Source organism: Flavobacterium sp. FlaQc-28 (assembly GCF_044007415.1).
Classification (GTDB): domain Bacteria; phylum Bacteroidota; class Bacteroidia; order Flavobacteriales; family Flavobacteriaceae; genus Flavobacterium.
The window spans coordinates 363082-380953 of sequence record NZ_JBIPCM010000005.1; the positions used below are offsets into that span (position 1 = coordinate 363082).

The window sequence follows — 17872 nt, forward strand, 5'->3', positions numbered from 1 at the left end:
GAGCTTCATGGAATGCACAATGCCTTCATGACAGCTATCGAAAGTGGCAAAACTGATCATTATACCCTTGATCAGTTTATATCAATGATAATAGATGCCGAATGGGATGAAAGACACAACAGACGTATAGAACGGAGTATTGCCAATGCACGATTCCACTACAAATCAAATATTGAAAGCATCAATTTTGACCAGTCCCGAAACATCGACAGAAATCTTATACTCCGGCTTGCAGAGTGCAGTTTTGTAGAAAAGAATGAGAATATCTTAATTACAGGAAGCACGGGTGTCGGCAAAAGCTTTTTAGGACCAGCACTTGGCTATCAGGCCTGCATAGAAGGTTATAAGGTAAGTTATTTTAACTCCGCAAAATTGTTTGCAAAGCTCAAAATGGCAAAAGCAGACGGCACTTATCTAAGAGAACTCACGAAAATACAAAGACAGGATGTTATCATACTCGATGACTTTGGCCTGCAGTCTCTTGACAGTCACAACAGAATTGCACTTTTAGAGATCATTGAGGACAGACATAACAACGGCTCAATTATCGTAACCTCGCAAATCCCGGTTCAGGGATGGTATGATATAATTGGCGAGAAAACTATAGCAGATGCAATCTTAGACAGACTAATACATCAATCACATAGAGTTGAACTGCATGGGGAATCAATGAGGAAGAAAAAAAGCATAAACAAAGGATAATTATTTATCTATCTTTGAAATAATAACTAACACACGAAAAAAAGTAGTTTTTTGAAATAAATCGAGGTGCTCACTTTGCACCGGAATTAGATGGTCACTTTAAACCAAAACAAGGTGGTCACTTTAAATTGTAATCAGGTGGTCAATATCACTGAGTTTTACACCTTGCAGGGTAAAGTCGATTTTTTTAAAATCGCTTTCGCTAAGGCTGTTTCGGTCGTGCATGAGTTTAAGCCTGCTGTACTCATCGCTTGCCTGGTTCACCTGTACATCGGTAATCTCTTTGGCAATGCTGTAGTTGGAAGGATCGAGTGTTGCGATGAGTTGTCCCTGTCCGACGTTCTGTCCTTCGTTCACGTTGATCCTGTCAATCTTCCCGGCAACCATAAAGCCCAGTCGTACCGTCTTGTTTCCTTCGATGTTACCGCTTACAGAGATATTGGAGGCATATGAATTTTCCTCTATTTTCTGGGCAACTACCGAAAAGGGGCTCGTTTCCTCTTTTGTGTCTCCTTCTTTGTTCTTACATGAACCTAATGTCAGTATAGAACCTACGATCAAGGAGATATAACCTAATCTTGCTTTATCTTGCTTTCATTTTTATTTTTTTTAATGATTTTGATATAATTGATGGGTAATGATATGAATGTTGCGGTTGTCAATGCCGAGAAAGTGGAGTTCGGAACATATACTCTATCTTTCTTCCTCTGCCAGATCAAGATGGAATTCCATTTGTTTTTTGGTGTTGGTATTGATAATAGGGTCCAGTGTTTCCTGTCGGTGGGAACTTTCGTAGCAGGTCAAAAAACGAGTTGGAAAACGTTTGGTCAGGATATCCAGTTCTTCTTTGAAGACAAACCCATAATTGTCGGAAACATAGAGCAGCGTTAAATGCTCCCCATACAAACGGTCATCTTTGAGCCGCTCCACCAGCATCAGGAAAACGGTATTGATCCCATCGCTGTCGGCAACGAGGACAAGGTGTTTATCCGTGGTTTCTTTTACCTTTTGCATCTCTTTAAATTTGATAATGCAAAGGACGTAAGCTTTTTTGGGTTGATTTTTTAAATACCTAAAAAATGAGGAAGAGAAGATATTTTTTTGAACAATTAAGGGAGAATTTTGCTGAGTTTTTGCAAAATCCTCCCTTAAATATAATGGTATTATCTTAGGCTATTTGGCAGCTAAAATGTCCAATTTTTCAATAGACGGAGGTGTTGCCAATAGGTCTGGTGCATTTTCCATTAATGCTTTTGCGATCTTACCGCCAAGGTGTGCCTCTCTGCCTTCTTCGTTTGAAAAAGTATCGTAAATACCGAAGGTAGAAGCATCAATACGGAATGCATACCACGTAACGGTACCGGCTTCTTCAAGAGCAAGCGGTAATGCTCTTGTAATAAAATCTTCAACGTTTTTTTCTTGGCCGGCCTTTGCTTCCAACCGAACTAACAATCCTAATTTTTTCATTGTTTTTATTTTTTAGTTAAACAATTCTTTAATCAGACAAAATTAGAAAAAACCAGTGCTGCTTCGTTTATTAGTTTGGTTCAATAAGTTATGAAAAGAGGTCAATTAGAGTGGATGTGGTTGGGGCTATACCCAAATTCATTTTTAAAGGCTGCACTAAAATTTGACAAGCTGCCATAGCCAAAGTCCATAAAAATTTCGGAAGGTGTGACTTGGTTATTATGTAACAATTCTTTGGCCTTGTTAAGCCGTTTTTTCTGAAACCATTTCCCTGGAGATTTCTGGTATATACTTATAAATTTTCTCTTAAAAGTAGAGGCACTCATATTGCACAGAAAGGCTATTTCGTCAATATTCAAGTTCGTATAAAGGTTCTTTTCAATTACCATTTTAAATGATAATTCTCTTTCATTGATTAGTAAATAATGTAAGTAATCTAAAAATACCGTCCCATATTTATCAGCCAGATAAAGCATTATTTCTTCAAATTTCAGTTCCAAAATCTTTTGAGAGATAGATTGTTGCAAACCAAAAATCTGTTGGAGCGAATGAATATAATGGATGATAAAATTGTCTTTCTCTAAGAGGAAATAAGGTATATCCGTTATCTTTTTATCTGAGGCATTCTGACTGAAAGAATGGGAATGTTTCAATAAAAAATCGGTGATGTTTTTGTGAGAAAAGAAGAAGAGTAAACAACGGTATGAGCTTACACCTACCAGTTCGGTAACCAAAACATTATTAGATGTGATAAGTAGCGATTGTGTTTCATTGATTGAAATGATATCATTAGAAAAGTGAATGTTTTTTTGACCATCCAATAAGAAACTGAATACATTTTTATTCAGGCCAATCCTGTTTCTAGAACCGTTCTTATACACTTCGTAATTGAAAATTTGCAAATCCGAAGTATGAGTTTCGTTATGTTCCCATAGATCTTCGGGAAGGTTTGTAATGTCCATCGTCAAAATTAAATTGATTTTTTACGGAGTGTTCTTTGGTTGTGTCATTAAAAAATTCGTTCCAAAAGCGATTTTAGCCATTTGAGTTTTTTCTTGCTGTAAGGAGGGTACTTGATAACGCCTTACCACCTGACGAATAGATAAGCTCAAAAAGCTGTTGCTTTCTTTCATCCATCTTTTTCGGGAATATTTCCAAAAGTTTTTCCGAAACCTTTTCTGCAAAGCTATCTAAGCTTGTAAGGTCTTCTTTAGAAATATCCCAAAAACCTGCGGGAAGCCGAATCTCATCTTTTCCAAAATCTGTCCCGTTGTATCCGAGCCGGTATTCGGCACCGAGCAAGGTAAGACATACCATAAAAAGCTTTGTTTGCTTTTTGAAAATATACCGCCTTGCTTTTTTATCCAGATTAAATAATTCGGCTACCAATGGTTCCTGATCTGTACAGCTAAACATAATGTCCACTCTTCCATCGGGAAAAATAATGACTTCTTTATCTTCATCGGTATGATTGGCGCATAGCAGGAAACTCTCCACAAAACCGGAGAGCCGTTTGTCAGGAACAATTTTTATGTACTCAAAATCTTGCATCGTTTTTATGTGCATCTGACCTGGGACGAAATATTGGATATTCTTAATCAATCTGTCAGATGAATTATATATGCAAAACTAACAAAAAAAAACAGTCTAAAATACACCACCACACCCGGCAAATTCTGAGTGTGGTGGTGTAAGATTTTACCATTAATGAGGTCGTATGGGCTGTTACAACTCATAGATTTCTTTTAATGCTTCTTTCAATGCCAAAGGTTTTCTTCCCAAAAGGTTTTCCAGATCGTTTGTTACCTCTTCAAACTGGTGGTTTTTCTGATCTTCGGCAAAACCGGCGGTTAGTAAAATGGCAAATTCGGGAACGCCAAACTGCTTTAGTTTTTCGATAAACTCTGTTGGGGCGGCATTGGTGTAAGAAACCGATTTGCCTGAACGATTTAGTAACCTAACCTTGTCATTTTAAGTCCAAAACTTGTCGGACACCTACTTCCAAATTTTGCCTCACGTTTTATAAACCACTGTATATGAACGGTCTTAACCGTTTTGCTTATTTTTGCTTTCTCCTAATATTTTTAGCTAAAAAATCGACTTTCACCGCTACATATTCGGCATAGCCACGGGCATTTGGTGAAAGTGCAAAAACCGCTTCGCCTACTTCAAAACCATCGGCACCAACCGTTTTTTCTACAATTTCGCCAGATATATCCCAACCTATGGAAAAGATGAAAGCTGAGAATGCCAGTTTTGAAACTGGAAAGGCTGCTCTGCAAAACTGGTACAACAATGATCGCGGGGAATCGCTTTTTGCGGAACTGTCATTTAATTTTAAAAAAAAGTATGAGGAATAAAATAAAAAAAAGATGGAGTACAGTTTTATTGTTTTCATCTGCCCAAGCTCTTTTTCAGACGGGCTCTATATTGGTTATGGCTTTATCTGGTCTTGTCGGTTTAGAGATTGCGCCAGAGAAAAGTCTGGCTACGCTGCCCATTGCTATGATTTCAGTTGGAACCGTTCTTATGATGATTCTCGCTTCTCTTATTATTAAAAAGATGGGCCAGAGAAAAGCATTTCTTATTGGGACAATCATCGGCGTGCTTGCGGGAATGCTTTCATTTTACGCTATTTTAAAAAACTCATTTGTTCTATTTGTTTTAGGAAACACCCTTATAGGAGTCTGCCAGGCTTTTACACAATATTATCGTTTTGCCGCCGCCGATTCGGTTCCTCAGAAGATCAAAGGAAAAGCAATATCATTTGTGATCGGAGGCGGAGTTGTGGCCGCAATTGCGGGACCGGCCTTAGTCAGATCTACCCAGAATATTGGCGCGGTTTCATTTGCCTATTCCTTTTTATCCATCTCTTTTTTGAGTATCATTTCTTTTCTGGTTATTTTTGGTCTAAAAGAGAAAAAACGTATAACGGCGCAGCAGAAGGATTTTCAGTTTAAGCAATCAACACCGCTGGGGGAAATTATGGGACAGAATAAAACCATTTTGGCTTTATTATCCTCGGCAGTAGGATATTCCGTGATGATAATGATTATGACCGCAACACCTTTGGCAATGCACCACTGCGGCTATTCCGGCGATGATTCGTCTGTTGTGATACAGTGGCATGTGCTTGGAATGTATGTGCCTTTTTTTTTACCGGCACTTTGATTGAGAAATTTGGCACGGGCAGAATAATTCTGTCTGGTGTAGGCATACTGTTTTTGCATTTATATCTGGTTCTGACAGGCACTGATTTTCTTCATTTTGTGTCCGGTCTTATCTTTCTTGGAATAGGCTGGAACTTTATGTTTGTAGGCGGCTCAACTTTATTGTCAAAGGTATATCGAGAAGATGAAAAAGAAAAAGTCCAGGCTTTTCATGATTTTTTTGTTTACATTATCATGAGCATTTCGAGTCTTTCAGCAGGAGACCTTCTGAGCAGGTGGGGATGGAAAGGAGTAAACATAGCTGCAATTCCAATGCTTCTAATTGTTCTCGGGGCTTTTGCAATTATGAAAGCGAAACATAAAAGAGAAAAAAGAGTGGCTGGTTTTTAACGCCAAGAAAGCGAATCATTTCAAACAAATAAAAAATGGCGTCAAATTGTCTTCAATTGGCGCCATTTGGCTTTGTGACCTCAAAGATACAATTTACAAACCATTTTATGAATGATTTAAAGAAATTGGCTTACTTTCAAGTAAATTTGTAAGATAATTATTTTAAATTTTTGTTAGGAAGCGGTTTGTATGTATCGTAGAGGTTAAATGTTAAAAAGGCTATTTTTAAAATATAATTGAATCTCTAAAGAATATTTATTAGATTAAAATCTATAAGATTATTTGATTTATTATTGCAAGAATTTGATTCAAATAATATTTAAAATAATATAAAACTTTTTAGAAAATATATAGCAAAATTTGTTTAGGATAGGAATGTACTTGATGCTGGCGTTTTTTAACTTTGACTATTTATATTTTATATTAATGGAGATAATATCAGAAGTCATATTAGTGGTTCTGGTATAATGACCATAGCGTATTTCTAGAGTGTTCCAGTGTTTTAAACCAAATATACCGTTTGGAGGAGTAAATTTCATTCCCATTCCAAAGAAACTGCTGTCAAACTTTGATAAATCATAGTTGCTGGTATAGAATTCATCGGCTGCAGTATGTTCGCCGTAAGGTTTGAAATACTTGGTTCCACTTTGGGTATAATACCTATAAAAAGGGCTCAATGAAAATGCCTGAGTTAATTTTACAGGAATCTCCAGATCAGCAGTATGTGCTTTCAGGCTCCAGTCGTCTGTATAATATCTATAATAAGCGCGGATAATCACATTATCACTAAAGAAATAACTAGCTCTTATTCCCAGTGGAATTTTAAGTCTTGTATCAGGCATTTTCTCCTGATGAACAGAACCGTCAGTAAAATAAACCCTATGAAAAGGAAGGCTTAAATACCCGTTTTGGCTGATAACATCACCTACGATCATCAACTGCAGATTTTTGTTTACCACCTGTGAGTAACTTAAAGTTCCGGCAAAAGTGTTTCTGTTGGCACTATCATACCCTTCGTTTCCTGGTGTACGGAGTTCAATGGGTTCAATTAATTTAAGCTGATCAATATAAGTTTGGAATTTAGCGGTAAATTCCCCGTTTTTGTCTTTTGTTTTTTGCGAGAAAGCAATATTTCCTCCAAAAGACTGATAATCAAACTCGGTTGATGATGAAATCCCAAAGACATAGGTTCTTCCTTTTTCTTCATTTTCTCTTAAATAAGTCAATGAAGGATAAAATCTGTTATCAGATGAAGAAGCAGATGAATTCGCACTCAAATCAATCATATCTGACGACGCGGAGGTATAATGATCAATTCCGGCTTCTATATCAAAAGTATGTTTGATTCCGGTTTCGCCGTACTTTACCAGTTTAACATCGATCGTGTTTGCAATATCGGTTAAATGTTCAGAACCAATTCCGCCCGTAACGGCTGAATTATCTCCATCTTGTTTATAATAGCTCGAAACTAGATTAACTTCTTCCAATTTTAATTTTTTGCTTTTATAACTGGTAGAATCGGTGGGAACATTTTGCGCCCTTGTCTGAAATAATGCCAATAAAGCAAATCCTGTTATGAATATTCTTTTCATTTTTTATAGTATGAAAATTAGTTACAACCGCAGCCACCACCACTTTTTCCTGAATTTGCTCCGGAAGCTCCTTCACGGTAGGATTGAAAACTGAGTTCTGTCTTTTCAATTTTTCTGTTAGAAAGCACCATTTCAGAATCGTTGAGTTTCCCCTTTTGGTATTCCTTAACCGAAGTGCAGGAGGTAAGCAGCAGGCCGGCAAGAGCAGTACTGCATAACAATACGAGAATTTTTTGCTTTGGCTTTTTCATTTTAGACGGATGTTTTTGGATGTGTAAATTTTATTATTGTCATCAATTATTATGCAGTATAAATCAGGAATCTGATCTATTAAAAACAAGCCTGCTTTAATTCCCATAACCGCAATTGGAGTTGCCATTGCATCTGCAAATTCTGCATTTGAGGAGATAATGGTGACGCTTTTTATTCCTGTTATCGGGAGTCCTGTTTTTGGATCAATGGTATGCGAATATTTTTTTCCGTTAATGGTCACGAATTTTTCATAGTTGCCTGATGTTGCCACTGCTTTATTGGATATTTCCATAAACGAAAATGCCGCATTTGGCGCATCAGGATTAGCCACACCTATTGTCCATTTTTTACCGTTCGGTTGCAGTCCCCATGCGCAAAGATCTCCGCTGGCATTAATAATACCGCTTTGTACATTATGTTTTATAAGAATCTGCTTTGCCATTTCTGCGGCATATCCTTTTCCGATACCTCCAAAACCAATACGCATTCCTTTTTCTTTTAAAAAGACGGTTGTGTTTTCTCTATCAAGGATAATATTTCGATAATCAATGAGATATACCATTTTTAATGCTGTTTCGGCATCTGGTAATTTAGTCATGGATTTGTCAAAATTCCATAAATTTTTGTCAATGCTTCCATACGAAATGTCAAATGCTCCCTGTGTAATTTTCGAAATTCCCATAGATCTTTCGATAAGATTAAAAACTTCCAAATCTACTTTGACAGGCTTGATTCCTGCATTTTCGTTAATCAGATTGGTTTGGCTGTCCTCTTTATAGGTAGTTAAAAGTTTTTCAATCCGTCTGATTTCTTCAATAGCCAGATTGATATATTCATTTGCAGCTTTTTCATTTTCAGCAACAACTGTTATAGTAAAGTTGTTCCCCATGAGTTTCAGGGATTGCGAATATTTTTGTTTCTGCAGTATGTTATTTTCGGCTGTCACAGATCGCTTTTATTTCGGCAGTCCATTGTTCAGGAGTAGTTTCTGGTTTTCCATGCCAGGTTTTGATTACTTTGCCATCAGCATCCAAAAGAAGTGTTAAAGGAAAACTTCCGTCTTTATTATAAATTTCTGCTAAATCCTCGTTTCGTTTAACCTGCTCAGGAGTTCCAATGTTTTTCTTTTTTCTTGGAAAATCAGCATTAACCAGCACTAGATTTTCATTGGCCATGGCAGTAAAAACTTCACTTTCAAAATAGTTTCTACGTGTTACTATACATGGACCGCACCAGTCTGAGCCTGAGAAGTTCAATAGAATCAATTCGTGTTTTTCCTTTGCAATTTTTTTAGCATTATTAAAATCAGGTTCCCAGTTTATGGTAATTGCTGTTGTTAATAAAAGGAACAGGCTAATGAGCTTCATTTCAGAGTTTAGTTTTTAGATATTTACGAAATAACGGATTGTTAGTGGTCTTATTTTCTTTTATTGCTTAAGATTGAATTAATTTTTTAATTAGTTAAAAAGCACATTCTATCTTATGAGGTCTGAACACCAAAGATATAACCTACCAATGCTGACATCACCATTGCAAAAGTTCCCCAGATACAAATACGAAGAACTGCGGTAAATATTTTTGAACCTCCTGCCTGTGCAGCTAAAAAGCCGGAAAATGCAAGGAATACAATTGAAAACCCATATTGATAAAAGACCATTTGCTTTATAGGAGCGAAAATGGCTACCAAGAGCGGTAATAATCCTCCGATGGTAAAAGATATTGCTGATGCAAAAGCAGCCATAAGCGGATTGGCCTGCGTTATTTCATTAATGCCGAGTTCATCTCTTGAATGGGTTCCAAGTGCATCATGAGCTGTTAATTCGACGGCAACCTGTCGGGCTAATTCTTTATTTAATCCTCTTTGGATATAAATATCCGTTAGTTCTTTCAGTTCTTCTTCCGGCTGGGTTTCAAGCGCCAGTTTTTCTCTTTTTAAATCTGCTGTCTCAATATCAGATTGAGAACTTACCGATACGTATTCACCAGCAGCCATTGAAAGTGCACCAGCAACCAGCCCTGCGACTGATGCCAGCAAAATTGGTTCTCTGGAAACACTGGCGGCAGCCACGCCGATTGCTAAACTGGTAGTGGATAAAATCCCGTCATTAGCTCCAAGGACCGCTGCCCTTAACCAGCCGCTTCTGTTGATGAAATGGTTTTCTACGTGCATTTTTATTTGAATAACAGTTTAACCCAGTCACGCTTTTCAGCCATTTTTTCGGTACCTCCAAAATTTGTTTTCAGCAATTCCCTAATTTGAAATTTTGTTTTATTCTTGGTGCTTTTTTTCCAATCATTGAAATCATAAATATGAATTTCTACTGCATTTGGATTTGTTATAAAAGAAATCCGTGATATTAAGTCTTTATATTTTATTACTTCATTCAAAATACTGCGGCTGGGAACCACTATCAGTATATTTTCCCAATTCAGATAGTCCTTGCTAATATCATTTCTCTTGTCTAATGCCAGAGATTCAAAAAAAGCTGTTATTTTTTGATTGTTTAGCCGGTCAATTTTTTTATCAATGTTTTTAAGTGTGCCTTCTAAGAGCTCTTTATCAATGACATTCATTTCAATCTTTTTTCCAAGTAAATTTAACTCAAAATGCCTTCCGTTTTAGAGCAATTGCATTAGAATGATTCTAAATTTTTATTTTCTATTTTTTGTTTAGCATTCAATTACAGCATGTTGCTTATTAGTATTTTGATCTCTTTGATTATTTTTTAGGTGAATTTCTGCTTTTATAATTCGTTGTGCTAAGATTTTGACTAAAATTTAGAATTTCCAAAAAATTAAAGAACCGTGTTAACTTTTTGTGGTAAAAAAAAAGTAACAATTCCAATAATGATTTAGGTCATTTTTGAGATTGATGTACATCATTTTTTTCCCCGTATTCTTTAATCAATTTTGTTTTATCACAAACAGGAGGTTTGCTGTAGAGGTTTGATCTGCAGCACTGAATTAATTTTTTAAACTAAAAAGCGCCATGAAAAAGAATAATGACATTTTAAGAAAAGAAGTAAAAGAAGCCCTAAAATGGGAGCCTATTTTACATAGTACTGAAATTGATGTGCATGTCAACGAAGGTGCAGTTGATCTGGGAGGGACTGTAGATACCTATGCTCAGAAAAAGGAAGCGGAACATGTTGTTAAAAAAATTCCAGGGGTTAGGGATGTGTTTAATAATGTAAAAGTTGATTTGTTTACATCAGATATTAGAAGTGACAAGGAGATAACAGATTTAGTCATTAAAACCCTAAAGGAAAACTGGGCAGTCCCAAACCATAGATTAACAATTACAGTAAAAGACGGCTGGGTTACTCTTAAAGGAATCCTACACTGGAATTTCCAGAGAAAAACAACTGATGAGGCAATTCGCTATTAATGGAGTGAGGGGCTTATTGATGAGATCAAAATAGAAGCTGAGATCAAAAATGAAATTGAGAAAGAAATTGTTGAAAAGGCACTTCGCCACAGCTGGGTGTCAGATAGCAAAAAAACAGTCAGAAAAAATGAGATCAATTCAATGTTTTGGGCAGTTTTGATTTACCTGCCAAATATCAACAGTCTTAAGGCCAGTTTTATATAAAGGCACTATTTTTTGCGGATGGAATAATGGATATTTTTTGTTTTTCGTCCTGCATACTGATAAAAAATAAAAAAACCAGAGGCAAAGCAGCAAACCTCTGGCTTTTTAAATTATTAGATCCAAGAATATATTCCCTATACTTATCTTCAATAAACAGCTGCTTAATTAAAATTTCTAGTGGCAAATTTACAATTAAATTATGAAATAGAAATTTGATTTAAATCAAGTAAATCTGATCTTTTTGATTTAGACGCATATTTTTGATGTTTTTATAAAAATGGCTATATCTAAAGTTTTGTGTCTCTAAGGATATATTCTTAGTCATATTAATGTTAAAATGGGCATTTGATTTTGATATGCAAACTTTAGAATAGATTTTTTAGCGGGTAATTCTGATGTATTATTTGTGCTCTTACCATTAGGGCCCACCTGAAAAATCAGGGGCATCTTCCCAACGGAAAATATGCCAGTATTTTTTTTTTTTTCAAACTGGCAGACGGCACGTCTGACCTGATGAAGCAGCTTGTTATAATTATCTATTAAAATTATATTTTCTGTCCCTGCTTTTTTTTTTTGATTTAAATCAAATTTTAGAAAGATATTAATCAGTTAAATATATTGGGACTCTCCATACTTTTGCTACTTGTTAAATTATTCCATTTAACAGGGAAAATTAAGCCAACTGCAGCAAATGCAAAAGTATTTATAAAATGATTTTTGAACAACTCAAGCAAAATAAATCTATTGATGATAACGAGTTTAACCAAGTGTACCCTATTAGGATAAAGAAGCTGGCGGCCCGTCATTGGACCCCCGTAAAAATAGCCAGAAAAGCAGCTGCTTTTTTGGTGGACAAACCCAATAAAAGGGTATTGGATATAGGCTCGGGGGCTGGGAAATTCTGCCTTGTGGGGGCCGCTTTAACAAGTGGAATTTTTTATGGGGTGGAGCAAAGGGAATCGCTTATAAAATTATCGCGAAAAATTGCCAAAAAATATAAGATTGATAATGCAGAATTCATACACTCAAATATTATGGAGATATCTTTGTTGGATTATGACGCTTTCTATTTTTTCAATTCATTTCAGGAAAATATAGATTTGACGGCCCGTATTGACAAATCAATTGATCCAAGTGAGGAACTATATAATCTATATACAGCTTATCTTAAAGACCAGCTGGAGAAAACTCCCATTGGCACAAAACTGGTTACCTACTGGAGCAATTGCAGAGAGGTTCCAAAAAGTTTCAGCCTAGAATCCGTTTCGCACGGCGGGATATTAAGCTTCTGGAGAAAAACGGCTTAAATTGGAGCATTAAATCTATAAACGCTGCCAAATAAAATCAATTAAAATAGGGACGGTGAAGGATATATGGATTTAGAATATGTTCTGAGAAGTCTTTAAACTTTATTTCCAAATAAAATAAAATAAAATGAAATTAGAGGAATTATTAAAAAAGAGAAGTGGAAATGTATGTGAATTAAGCGGTATCGGTGAAAATCTAGTTGCTTATGAAGTTCCGCCTGCTCAAAATAAAGGTGTGGACAGTTGGATTTTAATCAATGAGAAATGCCTTCGCCAAATTGAAAAGAAAGAGGAATTGGATGATGTTTTCTGGAAAAATTTTCTATCGACATCTATGTGGAGTGAAGTGCCGGCCGTACAGGTGGTTTCTTGGCGTCTGCTTAACCGTTTTCGTAATGAAAGCTGGGCTGCTGATGCGCTGGATATGATGTATTTGGAGGATGAAAATCTGGAATGGGCAAAAGCAACCGGAGACCATACTGGTGACGGATCTATTAATTTCCATAAAGACAGCAATGGTAATATCCTGCAAAACGGCGACACGGTAACGCTTATCAAAGATTTGGATGTAAAAGGCTCGTCTTTAAATGCAAAAGTTGGTACAGCGGTGCGAAATATTCGTTTAGTTCATGACAATCATGAGCAAATTGAAGGAAAAATAGACGGGCAGGCAATAGTAATTCTAACTAAATTTGTGAAGAAATAATATTACTATATGTTTATAGGTTTGCTATAACATAAATGATTATAAACCCTTGTATATTAAAATTGTTCTAGATCAGCCCTTTTTCATAAGATGATATTAGAATTAATATATAGAAATGGAAAAGGTTTAAGATTTGATTAAAGAATTCATCCCTGTATTGATTAGGAATATTTATTATATAGGGATGAATTTATTTTGGAAGTTTTTATCTTTTTTCGTCTGCAATAATCAATGTTGACGGAATATCAGATAACCAGGAACTTTTTGTATTAACCAAATGTCTCCAGCCTTCTGCGCCTATCAGCATAAGGCTTTGCTGAACCAAAAAATCTTTCTCAATTGTTTGTTTCTTCTTAAATGTAAATTGATTTGGAGTACTCTGTTCAATCGAATGTATTTTTTCCATGGCTGGTAAATCTGCCATTATTTGTCCTTCCACATCTAGAACTATTATTACTGCAGGGCTATTATAAATAAACTTCTGAATATAAATTACAATCTGATCCCAGTCTTTGGTATCAAATAGTGGAATAAAAATCCGTGAAGTATCTGTAAAATTTTTATCGATAAAAATACCTACCGGTATTTGCGATTTGGATACTATTTGTCTTGTGCCTTCATCAAAACGTGAGCTGTCAATTATATTTTCTTTTCCTGTAACGGTATTGATCAGTTTTTCAGGATTGATCATTCGGGTTGTAAATCCTAGTACTTTACCCAATAAACTGCCCTCGTATATAGATTGGCCTAAACCAATCAGAAGTAAATCATAATTACTTTTATTAGCTACATTTACAATTTCATTATCAATGTCTGAAGAGGCTTTAAACATAGTAGTGATATGCCTTTTTAGAATTCTTGACTGTTCAATAACATCCTTAAAACTTTCTGTTTCATAAACTTCAGTATCGTAATGATGCAGTTCATCAACAGGCAGCAGGTGCATGGCCGTAATTTCAGAATTATCTTGTCGTTTATGAGTAAGGCTGTCTGCTAATTTTAATAATGCTTTTGCAGATTCTGGTTTATTAAATGATAATAAAATTCTATATTTATGGGTCAGCTGCGCATCATTTTTGACCTTGACCTGATCGGATTTAAAAATCCAGTTTATCAAATCTAAGGCTGGTCCTGTCATAAATGTAGTTGCCAGAGCCATTATTACCATCATAGAAAATAATTCAGGACTCAATACCCCTAAATCGTACCCAATATTTAACGCAACCAATTCGGTCAATCCCCTTGTGTTCATTAATGCTCCTATAGATAAGCTGTCTTTCCAGTTCTGTCCTACAAATTTTGCAGCCAAAGCACTGCTGACAAATTTGCCTGCCACGGCAACCAGAAAAATAAGTCCGGCAATTTTCCATAAATAAGGCTCGTTTAATAAACCTATTTGTGTTCGAAGTCCCGTAAACACAAAAAATAATGGAAGCAGGAGAACCAAGGCTACATCTTCTACTTTCTCTATAAAAAGATTTCTAAATTTGATGTTCTCAGGCATGATTACCCCAGCTATAAAAGCTCCAAATAAAGCATGAATCCCTATTATTTCTGTTAAGTAAGAGGAAAGGACAAGAGTCAGAAAAAATATAGCAACAATTGGTTTGCCTAATTTTTCTTGGTTTGTATATAGATCACCTATTCGTTTTAAAAATGGGCGAACGACCTTTATCATTAATACAACATATACCAATGCCAAAATAATAGTATAGACAGCACTTGTAAAGGAACCGGCCTTTACGACAGCAATAACCACTGCCAATATACACCAGGCAGTAATATCATCAGCCGCCGCACAAGTAATAACGATAGTACCCAATCTGGTCTTGTGTATACCTCGTTCCTGCACAATTCTTGCCAGGACCGGAAAAGCGGTTATACTCATGGCAATACCGGTAAATAATCCAAAAGAAATAAACTGAACATTCACAGGGGCAAACTCATTATATAAAAAATAAGCAAGTCCCATTCCTAAAACAAACGGAATGATGATACTGGCATGACTAATCACTACGGCATCATGGGCTTTATTTCTTAATATTTTCATGTCAATTTCCATCCCTACAATATACATGAAGAGAATTAATCCAATTTGACTCAAGAATTGAAGATTTCCTAAGGATTCCAAAGGGAATAAAATTGTGGAAAACCCCGGGAAATACATCCCTATCAGGGAAGGCCCCATTACAATCCCTGCAATCATTTCTCCTATTACTGCGGGCTGTTTTATTTTTATACAGATCCAGCCGAAAATACGGGCAGCAAAAATGATGGTAACAATTTGTGCCAGCAGCAGCGCCAAAGGATGCTGCAGGTTGTCCAGAAGTGAACTCATAAATTCGCTCCAATGACTTTTCTCTGACTTCGGAATAGTGATATTTCTTCCTGTTTCAAGTTTTACACCCAATAAAATAATCCAATACATTAAAATAGTGTAAAAACCAGTGATATTGACCACCTATTTTCAATTTAAATTGACCATCTAGTTTCGGTTTAAATTGACCACCTATTTTCGGTGCAAAGTGAGCACCTCCATTTATTTCAAAAAACTACTTTTTTCATTTGTTAATTTATATTCAAATATAGATAAATAATTATCCCTTATTTATGCTTTTTTTCTTTCTCATAGATTCTCCGTGCAATTCAACCCTGTGCGATTGATGTATTAACCGGTCTAAGATTGCATCTGCTATGGTTTTCTCCCCAATGATATCATACCATCCCTGAACTGGTATTTGTGATGTTACGATGATAGAACCGTTATTGTGCCTGTCTTCAATGATCTCTAAGAGTGTAATTCTGTTGTGATTGTCGAGCGCCTGCAGTCCAAAATCATCAAGAATTATAACATCCTGCCTTTGTATTTTAATAAGTTCTCGTAAGTACGTGCCGTCTGCCTTTGCCATTTTTAATTTTGCAAACAGTTTTGAAGTATTAAAATAACTTACTTTATATCCTTCTATACAAGCCTGATAACCCAGAGCTGTTCCTAAAAAGCTTTTACCTACACCAGTACTTCCGGTTATTAGGACATTTTCGTTCTTTTCAACAAAACTACACTCTGCAAGACGAAGTATAAGGTTTCTGTCAATATTGCGTGACTCATCAAAATTAATACTCTCAATATTGGATTTGTAGTGGAAGCGTGCATTTGTAATACTTCGTTCAATACGTCTGTTGTGTCTTTCATCCCATTCGGCATCTATCATCATTGATATAAACTGATCGAGCGTATAATGATCAGTTTTGCCACTTTCGATGGCTGTTTTAAAAGCGTTATGCATTCCATGAAGTTTCATTTGCTTCATTTTTGTTACGGTAGATTCATTCATTGTTTGTTGATTTTAATTAAAATAATGTTTCCCTCTAATGTTATTGTGCTCAGGAAGATCCTGCTCTTTCTCCTGTTCAATAGGTATTTTATCCAGACTGTTTTCTAAGATGTTATTTATAGTTTTAAAATTGTAAATTTTAAAGTCAAGTGCGCGTTTACAGGCATTTATTAATCTTTCTGTACCTACTTTTTTTTCAAAAGATAATATTCCCAAACAGCTTTTGTATGCCTGTTCAGGATGGCTTCTGCTGTCGATTATTTGCATAATATATTCTCCTACTGCCGGATCAATGCTGTTGGCCCATTCAATAAATCTAAAGGCACTCCATTCTGATACAAATTGATGTGTGCTTGCAAGATGTTCCCGGTTTGTGGTATAGATGTAAGGCTTGGGATTTCTGCTATGAGTAGCTATACGATTGTATTTGAAGTAGATTTCAACGGTTGATTTTGTGTACAACAGCTTTACTTTTTTCTTTATATATTGATAAGGCACACTGTAGTAGTTTTTGTCCTGGCTTAATTGAACATGTCCGTTTTGCATAACTGTTGCCATTGAATGATATCTAATTTCAAAACGCTCTTGAGGAAGTGGTTGTAATTCATGCTTTTCGTCTTCAATGAATAACTCAAAACGAGAGTATGGACGTCCTGTGAGCTTTCTTTTATTATGATCATCAAGTAAGTACCATATAGTTTGATTTAACTCTTCTATGCTGAAAAAATCTATGTCTTTTAAATTTGCATAAATTCTTCTGTAGAGTATTTTAACCGCTCCTTCAACCAGAGATTTATCCCTTGGCTTATAGGCTCTAGCAGGCAGAATGGTAGTTTCATAGTGTTCTGCTAAATCTGCAAGAGTTTCGTTAATGGTGGGTTCAAAACGACTGCTTTTGATTACGGCAGATTTTAGATTGTCCGGCACAATTGCAGCAGGAGTACCTTCAAAAAAGCGTATCGCATTTTCTACTGAAGCAACAAAATCTTCTTTTTGCTGGCTCATAGAAGCTTCAGCATAAGTATATTGGCTTGCTCCAAGAATAGCTACAAAAAACTGTACTTCTTTGATCTCAGATGTTGATTTGTCAATAATTGAGAGTGTCTTTCCGGCATAATCCACATACATTTTATCTCCGGCTTTGTGAATCATATGCATCACAGGATTGACTTTATTACTCCATTTGAAGTAGTGGAATCTAAATTGAGAGATTCTAAATCCATCAGGATTTAAAGAGAGATAACGCTCCCACATGCCATACATGGTTACGCCTGTTTTCTTTAATTCCCGTTCCATTTGGGGGAAAAACTCATAGACCTTTTGCATCCTTGGAGTCGTAACCTCTTCTGTGCTTTGGGA

The 17872-nt window shown here is 35.9% G+C and carries 21 protein-coding genes; 6 read left to right on the forward strand and 15 right to left on the reverse strand.

What is annotated here, in order from left to right; genetic code table 11:
- The first annotated feature begins 27 nt into the window (after positions 1-27).
- The gene (gene istB, locus ACHRVL_RS15450; RefSeq protein ID WP_256871094.1) at positions 28-702 is read left to right on the forward strand and encodes an IS21-like element helper ATPase IstB; all 675 of its coding nucleotides are present in this window, start codon (positions 28-30) and stop codon (positions 700-702) included.
- A 123-nt stretch (positions 703-825) separates the two neighbouring features.
- Here istB (ACHRVL_RS15450) and ACHRVL_RS15455 read toward each other — a convergent pair whose 3' ends face one another.
- From ACHRVL_RS15455 to ACHRVL_RS15480, 6 genes are all read right to left on the reverse strand, one after another.
- A complete protein-coding gene (locus tag ACHRVL_RS15455; RefSeq protein ID WP_218651408.1) occupies positions 826-1263 on the reverse strand; it encodes a biotin/lipoyl-binding protein in 438 nt (145 codons plus the stop codon).
- A gap of 132 nt (positions 1264-1395) precedes the next feature.
- A complete protein-coding gene (locus ACHRVL_RS15460; RefSeq protein WP_179003776.1) occupies positions 1396-1716 on the reverse strand; it encodes a hypothetical protein in 321 nt (106 codons plus the stop codon).
- Positions 1717-1875: 159 nt separating this feature from the next.
- The gene (locus ACHRVL_RS15465) at positions 1876-2169 is read right to left on the reverse strand and encodes a putative quinol monooxygenase (RefSeq protein WP_395414181.1); all 294 of its coding nucleotides are present in this window, start codon (positions 2167-2169) and stop codon (positions 1876-1878) included.
- Between the two features lie 101 nt (positions 2170-2270).
- Positions 2271-3131 (reverse strand): AraC family transcriptional regulator, encoded by an 861-nt coding sequence (locus ACHRVL_RS15470; RefSeq protein ID WP_223705962.1) that lies wholly within the window; start codon positions 3129-3131, stop codon positions 2271-2273.
- Between the two features lie 73 nt (positions 3132-3204).
- Complete coding sequence (locus ACHRVL_RS15475) at positions 3205-3720, reverse strand: hypothetical protein (protein ID WP_139261751.1); 516 nt, start codon at positions 3718-3720, stop codon at positions 3205-3207.
- A gap of 508 nt (positions 3721-4228) precedes the next feature.
- Positions 4229-4567: a hypothetical protein gene (locus ACHRVL_RS15480; RefSeq protein ID WP_276173703.1), complete on the reverse strand. Its 339-nt coding sequence runs from the start codon at positions 4565-4567 to the stop codon at positions 4229-4231.
- A gap of 38 nt (positions 4568-4605) precedes the next feature.
- On the opposite strand from ACHRVL_RS15480, the gene ACHRVL_RS15485 reads away from it, so the two are divergent.
- On the forward strand, positions 4606-5340 hold the full coding sequence (locus ACHRVL_RS15485; RefSeq protein ID WP_346429613.1) for an MFS transporter: 735 nt from the start codon (positions 4606-4608) through the stop codon (positions 5338-5340).
- Positions 5337-5729 carry an MFS transporter gene (locus tag ACHRVL_RS15490; RefSeq protein WP_255596546.1) on the forward strand — a complete coding sequence of 131 codons (393 nt, stop codon included), beginning with the start codon at positions 5337-5339 and terminating at the stop codon, positions 5727-5729. The genes ACHRVL_RS15485 and ACHRVL_RS15490 overlap by 4 nt, the downstream gene beginning before the upstream one ends.
- A 407-nt stretch (positions 5730-6136) precedes the next feature.
- Here ACHRVL_RS15490 and ACHRVL_RS15495 read toward each other — a convergent pair whose 3' ends face one another.
- The 6 genes from ACHRVL_RS15495 to ACHRVL_RS15520 form a co-directional block, all read right to left on the reverse strand.
- The gene (locus ACHRVL_RS15495; RefSeq protein ID WP_289877085.1) at positions 6137-7321 is read right to left on the reverse strand and encodes a DUF3570 domain-containing protein; all 1185 of its coding nucleotides are present in this window, start codon (positions 7319-7321) and stop codon (positions 6137-6139) included.
- A gap of 17 nt (positions 7322-7338) precedes the next feature.
- Positions 7339-7572 carry a DUF4266 domain-containing protein gene (locus ACHRVL_RS15500; protein WP_223705957.1) on the reverse strand — a complete coding sequence of 78 codons (234 nt, stop codon included), beginning with the start codon at positions 7570-7572 and terminating at the stop codon, positions 7339-7341.
- Positions 7569-8462, reverse strand: a complete 894-nt coding sequence (locus ACHRVL_RS15505) for an FAD:protein FMN transferase (protein WP_289877086.1) — start codon at positions 8460-8462, stop codon at positions 7569-7571. The genes ACHRVL_RS15500 and ACHRVL_RS15505 overlap by 4 nt, the downstream gene beginning before the upstream one ends.
- Positions 8463-8502: 40 nt before the next feature.
- Positions 8503-8940 (reverse strand): thioredoxin family protein, encoded by a 438-nt coding sequence (locus tag ACHRVL_RS15510; protein ID WP_289877087.1) that lies wholly within the window; start codon positions 8938-8940, stop codon positions 8503-8505.
- Positions 8941-9053: 113 nt separating this feature from the next.
- Positions 9054-9743, reverse strand: a complete 690-nt coding sequence (locus ACHRVL_RS15515) for a VIT family protein (RefSeq protein ID WP_289877088.1) — start codon at positions 9741-9743, stop codon at positions 9054-9056.
- Between the two features lie 2 nt (positions 9744-9745).
- Positions 9746-10147 carry a hypothetical protein gene (locus ACHRVL_RS15520; RefSeq protein ID WP_395414188.1) on the reverse strand — a complete coding sequence of 134 codons (402 nt, stop codon included), beginning with the start codon at positions 10145-10147 and terminating at the stop codon, positions 9746-9748.
- Between the two features lie 415 nt (positions 10148-10562).
- Here ACHRVL_RS15520 and ACHRVL_RS15525 point away from each other — a divergent pair, with 415 nt between their 5' ends.
- The 3 genes from ACHRVL_RS15525 to ACHRVL_RS15535 all read left to right on the forward strand — a co-directional run bounded on the left by ACHRVL_RS15525 (position 10563) and on the right by ACHRVL_RS15535 (position 13178).
- Positions 10563-10961, forward strand: a complete 399-nt coding sequence (locus ACHRVL_RS15525) for a BON domain-containing protein (protein ID WP_289877090.1) — start codon at positions 10563-10565, stop codon at positions 10959-10961.
- A gap of 914 nt (positions 10962-11875) precedes the next feature.
- Positions 11876-12472: a class I SAM-dependent methyltransferase gene (locus ACHRVL_RS15530; RefSeq protein WP_395414190.1), complete on the forward strand. Its 597-nt coding sequence runs from the start codon at positions 11876-11878 to the stop codon at positions 12470-12472.
- 127 nt (positions 12473-12599) lie between these two features.
- On the forward strand, positions 12600-13178 hold the full coding sequence (locus ACHRVL_RS15535; protein WP_289877092.1) for an alkylphosphonate utilization protein: 579 nt from the start codon (positions 12600-12602) through the stop codon (positions 13176-13178).
- Positions 13179-13383: 205 nt separating this feature from the next.
- Here ACHRVL_RS15535 and ACHRVL_RS15540 read toward each other — a convergent pair whose 3' ends face one another.
- The 3 genes from ACHRVL_RS15540 to istA all read right to left on the reverse strand — a co-directional run.
- Positions 13384-15606 (reverse strand): cation:proton antiporter, encoded by a 2223-nt coding sequence (locus tag ACHRVL_RS15540; protein ID WP_395414204.1) that lies wholly within the window; start codon positions 15604-15606, stop codon positions 13384-13386.
- A gap of 169 nt (positions 15607-15775) precedes the next feature.
- The gene (gene istB, locus ACHRVL_RS15545; RefSeq protein WP_395414193.1) at positions 15776-16513 is read right to left on the reverse strand and encodes an IS21-like element helper ATPase IstB; all 738 of its coding nucleotides are present in this window, start codon (positions 16511-16513) and stop codon (positions 15776-15778) included.
- A 12-nt stretch (positions 16514-16525) separates the two neighbouring features.
- Positions 16526-17872 (reverse strand): IS21 family transposase (gene istA, locus ACHRVL_RS15550; protein WP_395414195.1); only part of this gene is annotated, 1347 nt, incomplete at its 5' end.

Bases quoted from the DNA above. Each gene is read 5' to 3' on its own strand.
- istB (WP_256871094.1), top strand. From the start codon at position 28: ATGACAGCTATCGAAAGTGGCAAAACTGATCATTATACCCTTGATCAG.
- ACHRVL_RS15460 (WP_179003776.1), bottom strand. From the start codon at position 1,716: ATGCAAAAGGTAAAAGAAACCACGGATAAACACCTTGTCCTCGTTGCC.
- ACHRVL_RS15465 (WP_395414181.1), bottom strand. From the start codon at position 2,169: ATGAAAAAATTAGGATTGTTAGTTCGGTTGGAAGCAAAGGCCGGCCAA.
- ACHRVL_RS15470 (WP_223705962.1), bottom strand. From the start codon at position 3,131: ATGGACATTACAAACCTTCCCGAAGATCTATGGGAACATAACGAAACT.
- ACHRVL_RS15475 (WP_139261751.1), bottom strand. From the start codon at position 3,720: ATGCAAGATTTTGAGTACATAAAAATTGTTCCTGACAAACGGCTCTCC.
- ACHRVL_RS15480 (WP_276173703.1), bottom strand. From the start codon at position 4,567: ATGAAAACAATAAAACTGTACTCCATCTTTTTTTTATTTTATTCCTCA.
- ACHRVL_RS15485 (WP_346429613.1), top strand. From the start codon at position 4,606: ATGGCTTTATCTGGTCTTGTCGGTTTAGAGATTGCGCCAGAGAAAAGT.
- ACHRVL_RS15495 (WP_289877085.1), bottom strand. From the start codon at position 7,321: ATGAAAAGAATATTCATAACAGGATTTGCTTTATTGGCATTATTTCAG.
- ACHRVL_RS15500 (WP_223705957.1), bottom strand. From the start codon at position 7,572: ATGAAAAAGCCAAAGCAAAAAATTCTCGTATTGTTATGCAGTACTGCT.
- ACHRVL_RS15505 (WP_289877086.1), bottom strand. From the start codon at position 8,462: ATGGGGAACAACTTTACTATAACAGTTGTTGCTGAAAATGAAAAAGCT.
- ACHRVL_RS15510 (WP_289877087.1), bottom strand. From the start codon at position 8,940: ATGAAGCTCATTAGCCTGTTCCTTTTATTAACAACAGCAATTACCATA.
- ACHRVL_RS15515 (WP_289877088.1), bottom strand. From the start codon at position 9,743: ATGCACGTAGAAAACCATTTCATCAACAGAAGCGGCTGGTTAAGGGCA.
- ACHRVL_RS15520 (WP_395414188.1), bottom strand. From the start codon at position 10,147: ATGAATGTCATTGATAAAGAGCTCTTAGAAGGCACACTTAAAAACATT.
- ACHRVL_RS15525 (WP_289877090.1), top strand. From the start codon at position 10,563: ATGAAAAAGAATAATGACATTTTAAGAAAAGAAGTAAAAGAAGCCCTA.
- ACHRVL_RS15530 (WP_395414190.1), top strand. From the start codon at position 11,876: ATGATTTTTGAACAACTCAAGCAAAATAAATCTATTGATGATAACGAG.
- ACHRVL_RS15535 (WP_289877092.1), top strand. From the start codon at position 12,600: ATGAAATTAGAGGAATTATTAAAAAAGAGAAGTGGAAATGTATGTGAA.
- ACHRVL_RS15540 (WP_395414204.1), bottom strand. From the start codon at position 15,606: ATGTATTGGATTATTTTATTGGGTGTAAAACTTGAAACAGGAAGAAAT.
- istB (WP_395414193.1), bottom strand. From the start codon at position 16,513: ATGAATGAATCTACCGTAACAAAAATGAAGCAAATGAAACTTCATGGA.